This is a genomic window from Streptomyces venezuelae (assembly GCF_008642295.1).
Classification (GTDB): Bacteria; Actinomycetota; Actinomycetes; order Streptomycetales; family Streptomycetaceae; genus Streptomyces; species Streptomyces venezuelae_C.
The window spans coordinates 204255-220505 of the sequence record NZ_CP029190.1; the positions used below are offsets into that span (position 1 = coordinate 204255).

20 protein-coding genes are annotated in these 16251 nt (G+C 72.1%); 9 read left to right on the forward strand and 11 right to left on the reverse strand.

What is annotated here, in order from left to right; translation table 11 throughout:
* Positions 1 to 18: 18 nt before the first annotated feature.
* Positions 19 to 957, reverse strand: a complete 939-nt coding sequence (locus tag DEJ50_RS01095; protein WP_150205533.1) for a TIGR03620 family F420-dependent LLM class oxidoreductase — start codon at positions 955 to 957, stop codon at positions 19 to 21.
* Positions 958 to 1075: 118 nt separating this feature from the next.
* On the opposite strand from DEJ50_RS01095, the gene DEJ50_RS01100 reads away from it, so the two are divergent.
* The gene (locus tag DEJ50_RS01100) at positions 1076 to 1648 is read left to right on the forward strand and encodes a TetR/AcrR family transcriptional regulator (RefSeq protein WP_150205534.1); all 573 of its coding nucleotides are present in this window, start codon (positions 1076 to 1078) and stop codon (positions 1646 to 1648) included.
* On the opposite strand, the gene DEJ50_RS01105 is transcribed toward DEJ50_RS01100, so the two are convergent.
* The gene (locus tag DEJ50_RS01105) at positions 1617 to 2786 is read right to left on the reverse strand and encodes an endonuclease/exonuclease/phosphatase family protein (protein WP_150205535.1); all 1170 of its coding nucleotides are present in this window, start codon (positions 2784 to 2786) and stop codon (positions 1617 to 1619) included. The genes DEJ50_RS01100 and DEJ50_RS01105 overlap by 32 nt on opposite strands.
* A gap of 168 nt (positions 2787 to 2954) precedes the next feature.
* Between DEJ50_RS01105 and DEJ50_RS01110 the strand changes: the two genes are divergently transcribed.
* On the forward strand, positions 2955 to 4130 hold the full coding sequence (locus tag DEJ50_RS01110; RefSeq protein WP_150205536.1) for a CapA family protein: 1176 nt from the start codon (positions 2955 to 2957) through the stop codon (positions 4128 to 4130).
* A gap of 16 nt (positions 4131 to 4146) precedes the next feature.
* Here DEJ50_RS01110 and DEJ50_RS01115 read toward each other — a convergent pair whose 3' ends face one another.
* Both DEJ50_RS01115 and DEJ50_RS01120 read right to left on the reverse strand, forming a co-directional pair.
* Entirely contained in the window at positions 4147 to 4539 is a 393-nt protein-coding gene (locus tag DEJ50_RS01115; RefSeq protein ID WP_150205537.1) for a Rid family hydrolase, read from the reverse strand.
* Positions 4540 to 4579: 40 nt separating this feature from the next.
* The gene (locus DEJ50_RS01120; protein WP_150205538.1) at positions 4580 to 5086 is read right to left on the reverse strand and encodes an EF-hand domain-containing protein; all 507 of its coding nucleotides are present in this window, start codon (positions 5084 to 5086) and stop codon (positions 4580 to 4582) included.
* A 262-nt stretch (positions 5087 to 5348) separates the two neighbouring features.
* Here DEJ50_RS01120 and DEJ50_RS01125 point away from each other — a divergent pair, with 262 nt between their 5' ends.
* Both DEJ50_RS01125 and cpt read left to right on the forward strand, forming a co-directional pair.
* A complete protein-coding gene (locus DEJ50_RS01125; protein WP_150205539.1) occupies positions 5349 to 6431 on the forward strand; it encodes a hypothetical protein in 1083 nt (360 codons plus the stop codon).
* Between the two features lie 82 nt (positions 6432 to 6513).
* Positions 6514 to 7062 (forward strand): chloramphenicol phosphotransferase CPT, encoded by a 549-nt coding sequence (gene cpt, locus DEJ50_RS01130; RefSeq protein WP_223837507.1) that lies wholly within the window; start codon positions 6514 to 6516, stop codon positions 7060 to 7062.
* On the opposite strand, the gene DEJ50_RS01135 is transcribed toward cpt, so the two are convergent.
* Entirely contained in the window at positions 7048 to 7647 is a 600-nt protein-coding gene (locus DEJ50_RS01135; protein WP_150205540.1) for a pyridoxamine 5'-phosphate oxidase family protein, read from the reverse strand. The genes cpt and DEJ50_RS01135 overlap by 15 nt on opposite strands.
* Positions 7648 to 7681: 34 nt before the next feature.
* Positions 7682 to 8953 carry a globin domain-containing protein gene (locus tag DEJ50_RS01140; protein ID WP_150205541.1) on the reverse strand — a complete coding sequence of 424 codons (1272 nt, stop codon included), beginning with the start codon at positions 8951 to 8953 and terminating at the stop codon, positions 7682 to 7684.
* Between the two features lie 280 nt (positions 8954 to 9233).
* On the opposite strand from DEJ50_RS01140, the gene DEJ50_RS01145 reads away from it, so the two are divergent.
* The 5 genes from DEJ50_RS01145 (at position 9234) to DEJ50_RS01165 (ending at position 11772) form a co-directional block, all read left to right on the forward strand.
* The gene (locus DEJ50_RS01145) at positions 9234 to 9512 is read left to right on the forward strand and encodes a DUF6400 family protein (RefSeq protein ID WP_150205542.1); all 279 of its coding nucleotides are present in this window, start codon (positions 9234 to 9236) and stop codon (positions 9510 to 9512) included.
* Positions 9499 to 9762 (forward strand): hypothetical protein, encoded by a 264-nt coding sequence (locus DEJ50_RS01150; RefSeq protein WP_150205543.1) that lies wholly within the window; start codon positions 9499 to 9501, stop codon positions 9760 to 9762. Before DEJ50_RS01145 ends, DEJ50_RS01150 begins: the two co-directional genes overlap by 14 nt.
* 26 nt (positions 9763 to 9788) lie before the next feature.
* The gene (locus tag DEJ50_RS01155; protein WP_150205544.1) at positions 9789 to 10568 is read left to right on the forward strand and encodes an SDR family NAD(P)-dependent oxidoreductase; all 780 of its coding nucleotides are present in this window, start codon (positions 9789 to 9791) and stop codon (positions 10566 to 10568) included.
* Between the two features lie 69 nt (positions 10569 to 10637).
* A complete protein-coding gene (thpR, locus tag DEJ50_RS01160) occupies positions 10638 to 11225 on the forward strand; it encodes an RNA 2',3'-cyclic phosphodiesterase (RefSeq protein ID WP_223837508.1) in 588 nt (195 codons plus the stop codon).
* 43 nt (positions 11226 to 11268) lie between these two features.
* Entirely contained in the window at positions 11269 to 11772 is a 504-nt protein-coding gene (locus DEJ50_RS01165) for a hypothetical protein (RefSeq protein WP_223837509.1), read from the forward strand.
* 27 nt (positions 11773 to 11799) lie between these two features.
* Here the strand turns inward: DEJ50_RS01165 and DEJ50_RS33750 are convergent, their stop codons facing one another.
* From DEJ50_RS33750 to DEJ50_RS01195, 5 genes are all read right to left on the reverse strand, one after another.
* Positions 11800 to 12486 (reverse strand): DUF4232 domain-containing protein, encoded by a 687-nt coding sequence (locus tag DEJ50_RS33750; RefSeq protein ID WP_190344192.1) that lies wholly within the window; start codon positions 12484 to 12486, stop codon positions 11800 to 11802.
* A gap of 107 nt (positions 12487 to 12593) precedes the next feature.
* The gene (locus DEJ50_RS01180; RefSeq protein WP_150205547.1) at positions 12594 to 14036 is read right to left on the reverse strand and encodes a sensor histidine kinase; all 1443 of its coding nucleotides are present in this window, start codon (positions 14034 to 14036) and stop codon (positions 12594 to 12596) included.
* Complete coding sequence (locus DEJ50_RS01185) at positions 14033 to 14758, reverse strand: response regulator transcription factor (RefSeq protein ID WP_150205548.1); 726 nt, start codon at positions 14756 to 14758, stop codon at positions 14033 to 14035. The genes DEJ50_RS01180 and DEJ50_RS01185 overlap by 4 nt, the downstream gene beginning before the upstream one ends.
* A gap of 19 nt (positions 14759 to 14777) precedes the next feature.
* On the reverse strand, positions 14778 to 15341 hold the full coding sequence (locus tag DEJ50_RS01190) for a protein-disulfide reductase DsbD family protein (protein ID WP_150205549.1): 564 nt from the start codon (positions 15339 to 15341) through the stop codon (positions 14778 to 14780).
* Complete coding sequence (locus DEJ50_RS01195) at positions 15338 to 16093, reverse strand: thioredoxin family protein (protein ID WP_150205550.1); 756 nt, start codon at positions 16091 to 16093, stop codon at positions 15338 to 15340. The genes DEJ50_RS01190 and DEJ50_RS01195 overlap by 4 nt, the downstream gene beginning before the upstream one ends.
* Positions 16094 to 16251: the final 158 nt, after the last annotated feature.

A 16251-nucleotide genomic window follows, 5' to 3' on the forward strand; every position in this document is an offset into this window, starting at 1 on the left:
CATGGCGCCGTGACCGGCTCAGGAATCCGCGGAGGTGCGGGCCACCAGCGCGGGGGCGAGCTCGCGCCACTGCTGCTGCGGCAGCGCGGCCGGGTCGGCGGTCAGTACCTGGAGGCACACGTGGTCGGCTCCGGCGTCGAGGTGCTGCCGGACGCGGCGGCGGATGGCGTCCGTGTCCCCGTACGCCACGATCGCGTCCACCAGCCGGCGGCTGGGGCCGCCGACGATGTCCTCGTCGCCGTAGCCCAGCCGCCGTACGTTGGCCTGCTGGTGGGGCGCCATGGCGAGGTACCCGGCGACATGGGCCGTGGCCACCTCGCGGGCCCGGGCGCGGTCGGTGTCCAGCACCACGGCCTGTTCGACCCCGAGGAACGCCTCCGGCCCCATGATCCGGCGCGCCCGTGCGGTGTGCTCGACGGGCACGAAGTAGGGGTGCGCGCCCCAGGTCCGTTCGGCGGCCAGGGCGAGCATCTTCGGGCCGAGTGCCGCCAGGACGCGGTGCGGGGCCGGGTCCGGTAACGGGCCGTGGGCGGGGGTGGTGTCCATGGCGTCCAGGTAGGCGCGCATGGTGCTCAATGCCCTGCCGCGGGCGGGCACCGGATGGCCGTCCACTTCGTGCACCGTGTCGTCGATCCGGTGCCCGCCCAGGCCGAGGACGTAGCGCCCGGGGAACGCCTCGCCGAGGGTGCGCGCCGCGCCGGCGGTGGCGATCGGGTCCCGGAAGGCGATGTTGGCGATGCCGGAGGCGACCGCGATCCGCCGGGTCGCCGACAGCAGCAGCCATGCCTGGCCCACCGTGTCCCGGCCGAACGCCTCTCCGTACCAGATGGCCCCGTACCCCAGGTCCTCCACTTCCGCGGCGGATTCCCGCACCCGCCCGGCGGGCTGACCCTCGTAGGCGAAGGTCCAGATCCCGACCCGGCCGAGCTCGCTCCGCGTCCCCGCTGCCTCTGTCATCCGTGGTTCCTCCTCGGATCGCGATCGTTCCGGAGAGGTTCTCCGGTTCGCTCCCCGCTACCCTACGGAGAACCTCTCCGGTTGACCATCCCCCGAGGACAGAAGGACGGACCCGACGATGACGCGCATGGATGCCCGGCTCAACCGGGAGCGTCTGGTGGCCACGGCGCGGGAGGTGTTCGCCGAGCTCGGCCCCGGGGCGTCGCTCAACGAGATCGCCCGCCGGGCGGGGGTCGGCCCCGGGACCCTGTACCGCCATTTCCCCCAGCGCGCGGACCTGCTGACCGCGGTACTGCGGGACCGGATCGGGACGTTGTGCGCGCAGGCGGACGGGCTGCTCGCCTCGGCGGCCCCCGACGAGGCCCTGGAGCAGTGGCTGCGCGCCTTCCTGGCCCATGCCCGGGCCAACCACGGCATGGGCAGCGCTCTGATGCTGGAATCGCCGGGAGCGCCGGTCCCCGACTGCCACCGGCTGATCCTGGACGCGGCCACCGGCCTGCTCGTACGGGCCCAGCGGTACGGCACCGCGCGCAACGACCTGACCGCCGGTGACCTGCTCCAACTCGTGGTGGGGATCGCCCTGTCCACGGCCCGGAGCGAGGACGCCGACCAGCCCGGCCGGCTCCTCGCCCTGGTGGTCGACGCCGTGTCGGCCTCCGCTACCGGTCGCGGTCCGGCGCGGGGAGCTTGAGCACGCTCCAGACGCCCGCGTGGTCGGAGGGCCACAGGCCCGACGGGGTGCGGTCGGTGCTCTCCTCCCCCACCCGGTCGGCCTTCAGGGCCTTCAGGCCGTTGCGGTACAGCACGTAGTCGATGCGCTGGCTCAGCGTGGAGACGGGATTGCGCAGGCCGGGGGCCTGGCCGAAGGTGAAGCCGGGCTGGTTGGGGCGGGTGGCGGTCCAGGCGTCCCGGAAGCCGGCGGCCAGGAGGTTGGCGTACGTGGGCGTGTTGGTGCCCGGCACGGCACCGACGCCACCGGCGGCGGAGTTGAGATCGCCGAGGAGCACGGTGGGCAGCGGCGTGTTGAGGGGGTCCGCGAGCAGTTCGCCGCCCTGCTGGACCTGGATACCGGGGCCGGCGCCTTCCAGGTGCGTGCTGACCACGCGCGTGGTGCGCCCGCGCAGGGTGGCGTCGACGGCGACCCAGCCGCGCAGGAGGGTGAAGGACCCGCCGGGGACGGGGACGGCCAAGCGGGCCTGGTACCGGCCCTCCTGCGGGTTCGCGACGGAGAAGGACTTCCCGGGCAGGTCGGTACGGGCCAGGAGCACGTCCCGGTCGGTGAGACGGATGTTCTGGAGGCCGCCGGGCGTGGACCGGGGGGCGACGTGGTCACCGTTGATGACGGTCGCCACGGGTGCGTAGTGCTTGCCCCGGGCGGCCAGCTCGCGGAGCAGGATCCGGAGGAAGTCGTACTCCACGTGGGTGGCGCTGGTCGTGCCAGGCCGCTGGCTGCGCCAGAGCTCGACCTCCTGGAGGCCGACGAGATGGGGATCGGTATCGGCGATCTCCTCGGCCAGGGTTTTGGCCCGCTCGGGGAAGTCGGTGGCCTGGACCTGGGCGAACACCGCCGTGACGGCGGCGACGAGCGAGGGGCCGTCGGTGGCGGCGAGGATGGGCGAGAGATCGGCGCCGAGGTACAGGTTGCGGGTCAGGACCTTGAGCGCGGCCGGCGGCTCACCGGCCGCAGTCGTGGACGCGGTCGCGGTCGCGGTCGCCGCTCCTGGCGTGGCCAGCAGGAGCGCTGCCAGGAGGACGGTGAACCGGACACGCACCGGGCGGCCTTGGGAACGGCGGGCCTGCCGCCCGCCGATCGGAATGGTTTCGGGCATGGCGAAGCGGACCTTTCGGCACGACGAAGGAAAGGGGGCGGGTCCGGGCGCCGGGACGGGGGACGCCGCGGGCTGATGCTGACACGCGGCCACGGCATTTCCGTGGCACCACGCCCGCGCCGGTCCGCTCGCCGGGGGCCCGGCGGCTTCCGGGGCTAACCTGGTGGTATGCACGGTGAGCCGGTCACGTTGTGCCTCACCGGCGATGTGATGCTCGGCCGTGGCCTCGACCAGATCCTTCCGCACCCCGGCGATCCGGCGCTTGCGGAGGCGTACATCCGTGACGCCCGCTCGTACGTCGAGCTGGCGGAGGCGGCGAACGGGCCGATCCCCCGGCCGGTGGACTTCTCCTGGCCGTGGGGGGACGCGCTGGACGTGCTCGAACAGGCTGCGCCCGATGCCCTGGTGCTCAATCTGGAGACCGGCATCACCCGGCACGGCGAGCCCGCCCCCGGCAAGGGGGTCCACTACCGGATGCACCCGGCCAACCTGCCCGCTCTGGCCGCCGCCCGCCCCGATGTGTGCGTGCTGGCGAACAACCATGTCCTCGACTACGGCCGGCCCGGCCTGGAGGAGACGCTGGAGGTCCTGGCCGGCGCGGGATTCCGTACGGCGGGCGCCGGGCGCGATACCGATGCGGCCGAGCGGCCCGCGGTCGTCCCACTCGGCACCCACGACGGCGACGGCGGCAACGACAGCGACAGCGACAGCGACAGCGATGGACGGCTCCTGGTCTTCTCCTTCGGGATGCCGTCCAGCGGCATCCCGCCGGACTGGGCCGCCACGACGGACCGCAGCGGGATCGGCTTCGTGGCCGAGGCCTCGGCCGCCGCGGCGGGGGCGGTGGTCACCCGGATCCGGCAGGTGAAAGAGCCGGGCGACATCGTCATCGCCTCGGTCCACTGGGGTTCCAACTGGGGCTACCACGTCCCCCACGAGCACATCCGGTTCGCGCACGCACTCGTCGAGGGCGGCGTGGACCTGGTCCACGGGCACTCCTCGCACCACCCGCGGCCGGTCGAGGTGTACCGGGGACGGCTGATCACCTACGGCTGCGGCGATCTGGTGGACGACTACGAGGGCATCTCCGGCTTCGAGCTGTACCGGGACGACCTGCGGCTGCTCTGGTTCCCCACGCTGGAGCCCGGCACCGGAGAACTGCGCGGGCTGCGGCTGGTCCCCCTCCAGTCCCACAGGATGCGCCTGCGGCACGCGGCGCCGGAGGACACCCAGTGGCTGTGCGAACTCCTGGACCGCATCAGCCACGGCTTCGGCGCACGCGTACGGGCCGAGCCTGAAGGCTCCCTCACCCTCACGGTCCGCGACCACCCCCAGGGGGTGTGACCAGCCCCTTCAGGAGTCAGTCGAGGATGGCGTCGAGCTCCAGCTCCACGAGCCAGTCGGCGTCAATAAAGCGCGCCACCTCGACAAAGGTGCAGGCTGGACGGACTGATGCGAAGCGTTCTCCGTGCGCTCGCGCGGCTTCCTTCCATCGCGTCACGTCGGTGAGCATGATGCGGGTTCGCACGACATCCTCCAGTGACGCCCCGGCTTCTTCCAGAGCGGCCTCGGCGATATCCAGGCACCTCACAGTCTGGGCATAGACGTCACCGTGCCCCACCGTCGTCCCGTCGACCCCGATGGGCGCGGTGCCGGCAACCGCGACGTGCTTCCCTTTGCGGACCGCCCGGGAGAACCCGATGTGGGGCTCGAGCGGTGAGCCAGAACTGACCATCTGTCGAACACGTTCCATCACACCATGCTCTCAGAGCCCAGCACTGTCGATCAGCACCCTAGGGCCCGAACAGCAGCGCGGCCAGTCCGTGGTTGCGGGCTGCGGCGGTGAAGTCGTCCCAGGTGATCACGCCGTCCCCGTCCGTGTCGGCCAGGTCGAACGCGGCCTCGGCGGCCTCGGTCTGCACGCTTCTCAGCGACCGCCACACCGCGTACTCGTGGCGCTCCATCAGCCCGTCCCCGTCCCGGTCGGCCACGTTGAACTGTGCGTGCAGTACCGCCAGTACCTCCGGTGACGCCGAGGCGGTCAGGGAGGCGAACCACTCGCGGTACTCCTCGCGGCCGATCCTGCCGTCGTGGTCCCGGTCCACCTGTTCGGCCTGCCGCTCCCACAGCGCGAGGCTGGCCTCGATCAGGGCGCGCCCCTTCGGCGCGCTCGGCCCCATGCCGTACGACTGGAGCAGCCGTTCCGCATTGGTCCGGTAGTCGTCCGCGACCAGCATCCCATCGCCGTCCGCGTCCAGCCGGTCGAAGACCTCGTCAGCGACTGACACCCTCTCGCCCATGGAGGGAGCCTAGGCTGCCGCGCCCCCGCAGGCGCCGATTCCCGCACCCGGTGGCGTGTCCCGGTGGTGAGTCCGTTGCGCGGTGCCCGGCGGGCGAGTTGCGGGGGTGGTCGGGGGGAGGGATGATGGTGTTATCCCTGCGTGCCCATGTCCTGCGCGTGACGACCTGCCGCGTGACTGCTGCCGCGTGGCTGCCGCGCTGCCTGCAGGTCCCTTTGATCCTGATTCCGAATGTGTGTCAGCCCAGATGGGGAGAACCGTCATGGCTGAAGACCGTGGTTCCCCGAACGGAGTACCCCTCTACTGTGCCCAGCCTCCGCAGACGAAGCCCGTCCTGCGGCCGGACCTCAGTCCCGACCGGGCCAGGGCCATATTGGTGGGCCGCTCAAAGTGGTTGAACGGCACCGTACTGCACTACTGCTTCTTCGATGAGCTCGGCGCAGCCGGTGCCGGCGAAGGCGGTGGCAGTTTCAACAAGATTCAGCTCGATGAGGTGCGCAGCGCCTTCGAGGAGTGGAAGAGCCTCGGGATCGGGCTGGAGTTCGTGGAGGTCGAGGACCCTGCCGACTCCGAGGTGCGGATCGGCTTTATGGAAGGCGACGGCTCCTGGTCGTACGTCGGCAAGGACGCCCTCGGCATCAGCCGGCGCGAGCGCACGATGAACTTCGGCTGGGACCTCACCAGCCCGCACGGCCAGGCGACCGCCCGGCACGAGATCGGCCACCTGCTCGCCTACGGCCACGAGCACCAGAACCCGTTCGCCGGCATCGTGTGGGACGAGGAGGCGGTCTTCGAGGAGCTCGGCGGCCCTCCCAACAACTGGCCCCGGCAGACCACGTTCCACAACGTGCTGCGCAAGCTGTCCACCGAGGAGGTCGAGGGTTCGACCTGGGACCCCGACTCGATCATGCAGTACGGCTTCCCGGCCGGCCTCATCCTGCAGCCGGAGAAGTACCAGCAGGGAATCGACTCCCCGCTCCGCCTGTCCGCCAACGACAAGGAGTTCGTCCAGAAGTGGTACCCGCCGATCGGTGCCACCCCGCGCGGGCTGAAGCCCTTCCAGTCCGTCGAGTTGAACCTCTCCTCCGGCGGCCAGCAGGACTTCGAGATCGTCCCGGCCGAGACCCGGAACTACGAGCTGCGGACGTTCGGCGACGCCGACATCCTGCTGGTGCTCTTCGAGGAGGTCGACGGTGAGCCGCGCTTCCTGACCGGTGTCGACGACAGCGGTGTCAACGACAACGGCCGGCTGACGGTCAAGCTCTTCCAGGGCCGCCGCTATGTGGCCCGCGCCCGGCTGTACTCGGCCTGGGGCACGGGGAACTCGGCCTTCATGTACTGGTGACCGCCGGACCGCCGGACCGTCCTCTCCCGTACGCGGCCGATATTCGCTGCGTGTCGTGTGGGCGGCGCCGTACGGTGGCCCGGTGACGACTCAGATGATCATTCTCAACGGTGGCTCCAGCTCGGGGAAGTCCGGGATCGTCCGGTGTCTGCAGGCCGTACTGATCGATCCGTGGCTGGCGTTCGGGTGCGACTCGTTCGTCGACGCCATGCCCGCGCGGATGCAGGCCTCGGACGAGGGGATCACGGTCGCCGCGGACGGCGGGGTGAACGTCGGGGCGGAGTTCCGGGCGCTGGAGGCGGCCTGGACGGAAGGCGTCGTCGCGATGGCCCGGGCCGGTGCGCGGGTCGTCATCGACGACGTCTTCCTCGGCGGAGCCGCCTCCCAGCAGCGGTGGCAGCGGGCCCTCGGTGACCTGCCCGTGCTGTGGGTCGGGGTCAGGTGTGAGAGCACGGTTGCCGCGGGCCGGGAGCTCGCACGGGGAGACCGGGTCCCGGGAATGGCCGCGTTGCAGGCGGATGCGGTGCACACCGGGGTGGTCTACGACCTGGAGGTGGACACCACGCACACCGAGTCCCTGGCCTGTGCGCGGGCCATCGCCGCCCGGGTCGGCCAGTCACCGGCCCGATGACGGGGTGAAGTAGTCCGCGTCCTTCGGGCGGGACGGGTCGTGGCCGCCCTGGCGGGGGGCCGGCACCAGGTGGGGGATGTACTTGGAGCAGTGGATGTACGCCTCCTCCACGGTGAGGTGGACCCACAGCTCCGGGCTGCGGCCGGGGGCGGTGTCCACGGGCAGGCCCGGGTGCATGCGGCGGATGTCCTCATCGCGGTAGAGGCGGGCCACGCCGTTGATGTGCAGCCCCACGTGGTGGTGGGTGAAGTCCACGAAGAGCATGCCCAGATGAGGGTTCTCGGCCATGTTGCCCGCGCTGGCGAGCACGCCGTTCCCGCGGAACTCCGGGTAGGTGAGGGTCCGGTCGTCGATCACCTGGACGAAGCCGGGCGGACCGGACCGGAAGCTGGCGTCGCATTCCCCGTGCGAGTCGGCGGTGGCAAGGAAGACCATGGCCTGGCGGCCGACGAACTCCCGCATCTCGGGGGTGAGACGGGGGTGCACCTGCCGGTCGTAGAAGCGGGCGGCGCGGTCGGTGGTGCCCAGTTGCCGTTGCAGGTGGTGCTCACCCGCTGATCCGAAGGACGGTCGGGGGTAGGTCACGAGGGTTTCTCCTGGCGGGGCGGGGCGGAGCGGGTCAGGGAGTGGAAAGGACGGGGGTCTCGAACGGGTCGTGGTGGATGTGTTCGGGCAGGGTGCCGCCCAGGGTGAGCCGCTCGCCGGCGGAGACGACCATGGCGGCCGGACCGCTGAGGAAGACGTCGTGCTGGTGCCACGGCCCGTATTCGGCCAGGACCTCCGGCAGGGAGCCGCGGATTCCGGGGATGTGCTCGTCGGAGACGGCGCCCCGGATCGTCAGCCAGTGGTGGCGCTGGGCCATCCGCAGCATGTCGTTGACCCCGTACAGCTCGGCACCGGTGCGGGCGCCGAGGAAGAGATCCACCTGGTGGTGTCCGCCGCGCTGCGCGACGTCCTCGATCAGGGCGCGGATCGGGGCGAGGCCGGTGCCGCCGGCCACACAGAGCAGATCGCTGTGGACGGCGGTGTCCAGCACCATGTCCCCCATCGGGGCCCCGAGCCGGAGGACGTCGCCGACCACCGCCCGGTGCACCAGGGCCCCGCTGACCGCCCCGTCGGCCACCGCTCGGACGTGGAAGGTGAGGGTGCCGTCCGCGCGGGGCGCGTTCGCTGCGGAGTAGTAGCGCCACTGCTTGGGGAACCACGGGGTCTCGAGGCTGACGTACTGGCCGGCGGAGTACTCGTACGGGAGGTGGGGACGTACGGTGATCTCGGCGATGCCGTGTCCGCGCGAGACCCGGTGGACGACCGTGGCGGGCCAGACCGCGGGGCGCACCCGCTCGTCCTCCTCGGCCGCGCCGATCATGACCTGGGCCACCACGCCGTACGCCTTGGTCCAGGCGGCGGCGATGTCCTCGGTCCAGGCGGGGCCGGCGTACCGGGCCAGGGAGGCGAGCAGGCACTCGCCGACGGCCGGGAAGTGCGCGGCGAGGGTGCCGAACTTGCGGTGGTCGCGGCCGAGGTGTTCGCAGAACCGGACCAGGTGTCCGGGGTCGTCGACCAGGTCGACGATGCGGAGCAGCGCGCGCAGCAGCCGGCCGCGCTGGGTGTCCATGCCCGGGGGGAACATCGGGCGGACTTCGGGGTAGCGGGCGAACAGGATGGCGTAGAAGTAGACCGTCATATCCGCCGCCAGCGGTTCGACCACGGATACGGAGGCCCTGATCAGGGCGATTTCGTGGTCCGAGAGCGGCGCTGCGGCGGTCTCCGGCTGCTGCTGCGGCTGTGGCTCACGGGCGGTTCCGGTGGGGGTGGGGGGCGACCCTTCCGGAGCGGGCGGCGGTGTGGGGGCGAACGTGGGACGTGCCGGGCGATTGAGCCTGAATCTCAAGGGACCAGCGCTCCTCCGTCCGCCATACGGGATGGATTCCGCCGGGTGGGAGCGAGCATGGGTCCTCATCGGGTGGGGGGACGACGAAGCGGATGGTGCACTTCCGGACGCCAGATGATCCTCAATGAGCATGTCCACGCCCGGAAGGGGTACATCCGCCAGAACTCGTGGCCGGAAGTTGTGGCATGCCACCGGTACGCGCGGCAGGCCGAGCCTGCGGGCTGTGACTCCGCCCACCCTCCCTTGACCCGGGAAGAAAGGGTTACCTAAGTTCGGTGTCATGGCCCCCCACGACCCCGTTCCCTCCGACCTCCCCACCGGCGGAACGCCCGCGCTGGTCGACTTCGACGTCGACCTCACCTCGCAGGAGGTGCTCCGGCGCGCCCAGGTGATGGAGGCCCTCGGCCCGGACTGGGATCCGGTCGAGGTGCTGCTCGGCGAGGAGGCCGCGTACGACCTGCTGTACTCCGGACTCGATGCGGAGCAGCAGCGGCTCTACGACGAGCTGGTCTCGGCCGGTGTGCTGCCCGCGCGGGGAGACGGCCGTGCTGCCTCTTGACCCGCAGGCCGACCCCGGGCGGCGTGCCTGGGTGGCCTGCCCGCAGTGCCAGGACGCGCGCGGCTGCGAACCCTGCGAGCAGCGGCGCAGCTGTTCCGTCCACTGGCGCTATCTGCTCACCAACACCGGCAGCCTGCTCCACCTCCAGTGCCCGGGGTGCACGCACGTGTGGACGCACGAGAGCGGCTTCGGCGCCACCCGCACCCGCTCCCTGTGGGACCGCGTCGCCGACGCCCTGCCCGATTTCTGAAAAGCCGGGCACCCTAGGGTGCAGGCATGATCTCGAACAGCTATCTCTCCGGACTGTTCTCGCTGGACGGCCGGGTCGCCTTGGTGACGGGCGGCAGTTCCGGCATCGGCCGGGCCATCGCCGGGGCTCTCGCCCGCGCCGGGGCGAGCGTGGTGATCGTGGCCCGCAAGGAGCCGGAGCTGGCCGCCACCGTGGACGAGCTGACGGCGGACGGCTGCCGGGCGGCCTGGGTGAGCGGCGATCTGAGCACCCGGGACGGAGTGCGTACGGCTGCGGAGCAGGCGGCCGGGGTGTTCGGCGAGCCCGACATCCTCGTCAACTGCGCCGGGATCAACCTGCGGCCTCCGATGGGCGAGCTGGACGAGGAGGTGTGGGACACCACGATGGCGGTGAACCTGGACGCACCTCATCTGCTCGGCCGGCGGTTCGGTCCCGGCATGGCCGAGCGGGGCTTCGGCCGGATCATCCACATCACCTCCCAGCAGGCCCACCGGGCGTTCGTCCAGAGCGGTGCCTACGGGGTCTCCAAGGGGGCGCTCGAGTCGCTGGCCCGCTCCCAGGCCGAGGCGTGGTCGCCGTACGGCGTCACCTGCAACACGCTGGTGCCGGGCTTTGTGATGACCCCGCTCAATGCGCGGCTGTCCTCCGACCCGGAGAAGGTGGCGGCGCTGGCCGCCCGCACCATGGTCGGGCGCAACGGCCTGGCCGAGGACTTCGCCGGAGCGGCGGTGTTCCTGGCGAGCCGCGCCTCCGGCTATGTCACCGGGCAGTCGGTCTTCGTGGACGGCGGCTTCTCCGTCCACTGAGCGATCCGGCCGCTCACCGGCCGGCCCGAAAGATGACGTCAGCTGCCCGGACACGGTACGAAGAGCCCTGTGAACGCACCCGCCCCCGCACACCCCCACCCCGCGACCGTACGGATATTCATCGCCCTCGCCCCGCCCGACGACGCGAAGGAGGAGCTGGCGCAGGCGCTGCAGCCCGCCTACGACGCGTACCCGCGCATGCGGTGGAACCGGATCGAGGACTGGCACATCACCCTGGCCTTCCTCGGGGAGCTGCCGGTCACGGCCGTTCCCCTGCTGCGTCCGCCGCTCGCGGACCTCGCGGCCCGGCGCCGGCCCCTGGACCTGGCACTGAGCGGCGGCGGGCACTTCGACGAGCGGGTGCTGTGGACCGGGATCGACGGGGACCTCGAAGGGCTGCACCTGCTCGCCGCCGAGGTGCGCGCCCTGGTCAAGGAGTGCGGTGTGAGCTTTCCGGAGCGTCCGCTGCGCCCCCATCTGACGCTGGCCCGCGCCCGCCGGAACCAGCCGGCCTACGCGGTGGAGGCTGCCGCCGGGCTCACCGCGTTCACCGGCCGCCGCTGGCAGGCCGAACGCCTGCACCTGGTCGGCAGCAACATCGGCCGTGGCCCGGGACCGATCCACTACCGCGACATCGAGGCCTGGGACTTCGGCTGACGCCCGGCCGCCCGGCCCCGCGGGGGCGGGCATACTGCTGGGCATGACCTCCTCGATCGCCGCCCGGATGCACCTGCTGATCACCTTTGTGCTGGTGGTGTGCGGGGCGGTCGGCGGGGCGTGTTTCGGGTTTCTGCTGGGCGGCCGGACGACGGCCCTGGCCGCCGGGGCCGCGGCCGGCCTGGGCGCGGGGCTCGGCGCGTTCCTCTCCCGCCGCCAGGTGGCGGCCTTCTTCCGGCCCGGGCACGAGGTCGCCGCCCGGGCCGACGGGTATGCGGAGGGGATCGCCGACGCGGTGCTGGTGAGCATCGCCACCTACCAGGCCGCTGTGTTCCCGCTCACCCCGGCCGGCGTGTCCGAGGAGGAACGCGAGGCCCGCCGCACCATCGCCTACCGGGTCGCCGCCTACGACGGCCTGCCGCTCGCGGTGCGGGTGTCGGCCGCCGCCGCGCTGGAGGCCGTCGACCAGGGCGTGGACGCCGAACGCGCCCACGCCGCGATGAAGGCCCTGTCCCTCAGCGTCTACGACCACCGCAGCGGTCGCTGACCTCCGGGCCGGGGGTGGGCGTGGGCGTCACAGGCTGAGTGCGTCCTCCGCGGTGCCGACCCACGCGGTCACGGAGTTCCGGTCGGATGCGACGTACAGGCCGGGGGTCGGTGCCTTGAGCGGTGTCTGTGCCAGATCGGACTCGGTGTTCATGGTCATCGCGATCGAGTCGACGGTCCTCCCGGTGCCGTCGTTGCCGCCGCCCATGAGCCCGGCGTAGGCCGACTCGCCCGGGGCGAGCCTGAGCGCGTCCTCGATACCGGGAGCCGCGCCGCGTTCCGTGGCCTGTCCGTCCAGCTCTCCGAAGGTCACGACCGGATGGCCCAGCGCCCGGCACGCCTTGGACCCCTTGTTGGTGATCTTCAGGAGATAGCTGCCGGTCGTGGCTTCCGCCAGGGTCGCGGTGAACTTCACGTCGTGGGTGCTGCACGGGAAGACGTCGTGGTCGGACGGCTTCGCGGACTTGGTCGGCGCTGCGGGCTTCGCCGGGGTCGCGGACTTGGTCGGGGTTGCGGGCTTGGTCGGGGTTGCGGACTTGGCCGGGGTTGCGGGCTTGGTCGGGGTTGCGGACTTGGCCGGGGCTGCGGACCCCGTCGGGGTCGCGGCCGGGGCTCCGGGGCCGCCCGGTGCATCGTCCTCGGTGGGCCCGCAGGCGGTGAGGGTCAGGGCGGACACGGCGGCGAGGGCGACAGCGGCTCTGCGTACGGTGCTCATGGGGTGCTCCCCCCGGTCGAGGACGGGCTGGGTACCAGCGTCCCGCGGGAGCTTCACAGCTTGGTGACGGTCTCTCGCCGAATCCACCACACCCGTCACCGTTACCGTCACCGTCTGCGGAGCCGGCCGGTCCGCCGTCGGGAGGTGCGCAGTCTGCGCCCGGCCCGGGATGCCGGGGCCAGTGCGAAGGTCACGGTGATCTGCGCGCCGCCGAGGCGGCTGCGGGTGATGTGCATCGAGCCGCCGGTGGCGGCTGCGGCCCGTTGGGCGATGTCGAGCCCGAGGCCCGTGGAGCCCGTGCTGCTGCCGCGGGACAGGGCCCGGTCCGGGTCGGGGATGCCCGGCCCGCCGTCCTCCACGACCAGTTCCACCGCCTGGGCCGTCCGTACGACATGGACGCCGAGCGGGGTCCCCGACGGGGTGTGCCGGAAGACATTGCCGATGAGCGCGTCCACCACGGCGGCGATGTCGTCCTCGGAGAGGCCGACGGCCGTGGGCTCCTGGGTGAGGGCGAGGGAGCAGGCCCGGTTCTGCTGCTCCGCCAGGACCGCCCAGAACGCGGTGCGGCGGCGGACGACCTCGGCTGCCTCGCAGCGGGGTCCGGAGGCGCTTGCTGCGGGGCGGCCGGCGGGCCGGTAGCCGGGTTCCGGCCGCTGTTTCGTACCCGGTTCCGGGCCCGGTTCCGTACCGAGCATGCCCTGGCCCATGGGGCCCACGGCGAGCGGGGTGCGCGCCGCGGTGATGATGGCGTGGAGTTCCGTCTCCAGGGCGCCGACCGCGGCCTCGAGCCTGGCCGATTCCGGTGTTCCGGCCATCCGCTCCGAGGCCAGGTGCAGCGCGGTCAGCGGGGTGCGGAGCCGGTGGGACAGGTCCGCGACGAGTTCCCGTTCGACGGCGAGCAGTTCGGTCATCCGGTGGGCCATCGCGTTGAAGGCCACGCCCGCGTCGCGCAGTTCCCTCGGGCCCATGGGGTCCACTCGGGTGTCCAGATCGCCCTCCCCCAGGGCCCGCGAGGCCTGTGCGAGTTTCTTGGAGGACCGGACGACCTTTGCGCCGAGCCGGTCGGCGACCAGCACGGAGCCGCCGATCAGTCCCACGGCGAGGAAGAGCATGACCGCCCAGGACTCCTTGACCCCGCGGGTCAGTTCCTCCTCGGGGACGAAGTTCTCGATGACGGCGACCCGGTCGCCGGGGAGCACGACCGGCTGGAGGCAGATCCAGCCGGCCGGGATCTCCCGGGAGATGGACTCGCGTCCGTTCTGGGCCCGTTCGAGCAGTTCCGCGGGGGCGTGGGAGGTGCCGAGGACGCGGGCGTCCGGCAGGTGGACGACCAGGCGTTCGGCGGCGTCCAGGCCGGCCACGGACTCCCGCAGGGCGGCCGGGTCCGTGGTCAGGGTGAGGACGGGCGCGAGGGCGGCGGCGCGCTGTTCGGCCGCGGTGACGCTCTGCTCCTTGACGAGCGACATCACCAGGGCGGCCAGCGGTATGAGGAAGGAGAGGGCGACCATGGAGGTCACGGCGAGCGCCACTCCGGCCAGGGAACGTCTCAACGCGGTGCCACCAGTTTGATGCCGACGCCGCGGACGGTGAGCAGATAGCGGGGGGCCGCGGCGCGTTCGCCGAGCTTGCGGCGGAGGGAGGACAGGTGCACGTCGACGGTCTGGTCGTCCACGTAGGGTTCGCGCCAGACCTCGGTCAGCAGGCGGCGCTTGGAGACGACCTGGCCGGTGTGGTGGGCGAGGAAGGCCAGGAGGTCGAACTCGCGGCGGGTGAGGTGCAGCTCGCGCCCCGCCAGGTGTGCGGTACGCGCACCCGGGTCGACCGCCAGCTCGCCGACGGTGGTGGGGCGCAGCGGTTCGGCGGAGGGTGCCGGCCGGGCACCACCGCCGGCGGCGGGGACGGCGGACACATGGCTGGTGCGCCGCAGGACGGCGGCGAGGCGGGCGATGAGCTGTCCCCCCGAGAACGGTTTGACCAGGTAGTCGTCGGCTCCCGCGTTGAGGAGCTTGATGATTTCGGTCTCGTCGTCGCGGGCGGTGGCCACCAGGACGGGGACCGAGGAGATGCCGCGGATCATGCGCAGGGCGTCCGCGCCGTCCAGGTCGGGCAGTCCCAGGTCGAGGACCACCGCGTCGAGGGGTGTCTGGGTGACCTCGCGCAGGCCGCCGAACCCGTCGGCGGCACTGCGTACGGCATACCCGTGCTCCGCCAGGACCTCGATCAGGGACTGGCGGATGCTGGGGTCGTCTTCCACGACCAGGACGCTGGGCATGGGGACACCTTAGGTGCAGCTATGGAGTGTCGAACGCCGGGCCGTCGTCGGTGATGCGGAGCTGCACGGGGCGGTCGGCGACCGGGATGGTGCAGCCTTCCCGGGAGCTGCAGCTGGCGTAGCCGACCAGCACGGTCGCGTTCCCGTTGCCGGTGGCGCGGACGGGCAGTGTGGTGGTGACGGGGCCGTCGGGGTAGACGGGGACCGGGGCGTCGACACCGGGCAGGCTGATGGACTGTACCGGTGCGGCGGCCGTCAGTCTGCCCTCGGCTGCGAGGACTCCGGTGACGTTCACTGCGGTCGGCCGCCCCACGCCCTCTATTCCGGTGGCCGGCAGGTCGGTGCTGTAGAGGTGGAACCCCTCTTCGGGGGTGAAGACCGCGGTCAGGGTGGCCTTCGGGGGGTGCCAGTCGGACACGGAGAGGGTGACGGTGACCCCGTTCTCGGTGAACCGCGTGGTGGGTGCGGTGGCCTCGGTGCGTGCGGTGGGCTGTTCGCCGCCGCATGCCGCGAGTGCCGCCATGGCGAGGAGGGCGGCCGTGATCCGGGCGGGTCGCCGCAGGACCGGGTGCGGGCGTCTCACGGTGCCCACTTGCGCAGGAAGGAGTTGATGCCCTCCGGGGTCAGGGCGGGGTTGCCGGTGACATGGGTGTCGGTCCGCACGGTGCCGGAGGCGGTGACCACCATGAGTACCGGCATTTTGTAACTTCCGCCCCCGGAGCTGTATTTGTCCAGCAGTGCGAAGTTGGCGGAGTTGTTGCCGCCGATGTCCACCTTGACCAGGTGGTACGAGGCGCCGAGGAGCGCGGCCGTCTGCGGCTGGGCGAACACCTTGTCGGCCGCCTTGCAGTTGCCGCACCAGTTGGCGCCGAAGTCGAGCAGCACCATCCGCCCGTCGGCCTTGGCCGCGCGCAGGGCCGCGTCGATCTGCTTCTTGGCATCGGCCGAACTGTCGTAGCCGGGACCGGGTATCCGGGCCGGCGCGGGCGCGGCGGAGGTACGGGGCGGCTTGGCGGGCGTCCGGGTGGCGGGGGTCCGGGAAGGGGTGGCGGAACCGGTCCGGCCGCGCGAGGGGGTCGCCGAGGAGCCGGGCAGGGCGGTGGCCGAGGTCGACGGCGAGGCCGACGGGGTGGACGGCGTGGTCAGCGCATCCGGGTCCCCGGCGGACCCGGATGCGTCATCCGCCGCGGAGGGAAGGGCGTTCGAGGACTGCCCGGGTGCGGACGGTGCCGCGGCACCGGCGGACGGGGAGGACGGCCCGCATGCGGCGGTGAGCCCCGCAGCGAGCACGGCCGCGGCGGCAAGCGACGCGGGTCGGAGGAGGCGAGGACTCATGGTGAAAACACCCCTGGGCGCGGTTCGGACGACTCGGTTGACGCGAGCATAGGACCGCTGTGGCCTGCCGGAACCGGCTGGACGTGATCATGAGGTTCCCCTAAGGAAGAGCTCACCTTCCGCTTCGCCGGAACTCCCGCAAACCGGACTCCCGTCTC

Excerpts from the sequence above, each read along its gene's own strand:
- DEJ50_RS01095 (WP_150205533.1), bottom strand. The coding sequence starts at position 957 with ATGACAGAGGCAGCGGGGACGCGGAGCGAGCTCGGCCGGGTCGGGATC.
- DEJ50_RS01100 (WP_150205534.1), top strand. The coding sequence starts at position 1,076 with ATGACGCGCATGGATGCCCGGCTCAACCGGGAGCGTCTGGTGGCCACG.
- DEJ50_RS01105 (WP_150205535.1), bottom strand. The coding sequence starts at position 2,786 with ATGCCCGAAACCATTCCGATCGGCGGGCGGCAGGCCCGCCGTTCCCAA.
- DEJ50_RS01110 (WP_150205536.1), top strand. The coding sequence starts at position 2,955 with ATGCACGGTGAGCCGGTCACGTTGTGCCTCACCGGCGATGTGATGCTC.
- DEJ50_RS01115 (WP_150205537.1), bottom strand. The coding sequence starts at position 4,539 with ATGGAACGTGTTCGACAGATGGTCAGTTCTGGCTCACCGCTCGAGCCC.
- DEJ50_RS01120 (WP_150205538.1), bottom strand. The coding sequence starts at position 5,086 with ATGGGCGAGAGGGTGTCAGTCGCTGACGAGGTCTTCGACCGGCTGGAC.
- DEJ50_RS01125 (WP_150205539.1), top strand. The coding sequence starts at position 5,349 with ATGGCTGAAGACCGTGGTTCCCCGAACGGAGTACCCCTCTACTGTGCC.
- DEJ50_RS01145 (WP_150205542.1), top strand. The coding sequence starts at position 9,234 with ATGGCCCCCCACGACCCCGTTCCCTCCGACCTCCCCACCGGCGGAACG.
- DEJ50_RS01155 (WP_150205544.1), top strand. The coding sequence starts at position 9,789 with ATGATCTCGAACAGCTATCTCTCCGGACTGTTCTCGCTGGACGGCCGG.
- DEJ50_RS01165 (WP_223837509.1), top strand. The coding sequence starts at position 11,269 with ATGACCTCCTCGATCGCCGCCCGGATGCACCTGCTGATCACCTTTGTG.
- DEJ50_RS33750 (WP_190344192.1), bottom strand. The coding sequence starts at position 12,486 with ATGAGCACCGTACGCAGAGCCGCTGTCGCCCTCGCCGCCGTGTCCGCC.
- DEJ50_RS01185 (WP_150205548.1), bottom strand. The coding sequence starts at position 14,758 with ATGCCCAGCGTCCTGGTCGTGGAAGACGACCCCAGCATCCGCCAGTCC.
- DEJ50_RS01195 (WP_150205550.1), bottom strand. The coding sequence starts at position 16,093 with ATGAGTCCTCGCCTCCTCCGACCCGCGTCGCTTGCCGCCGCGGCCGTG.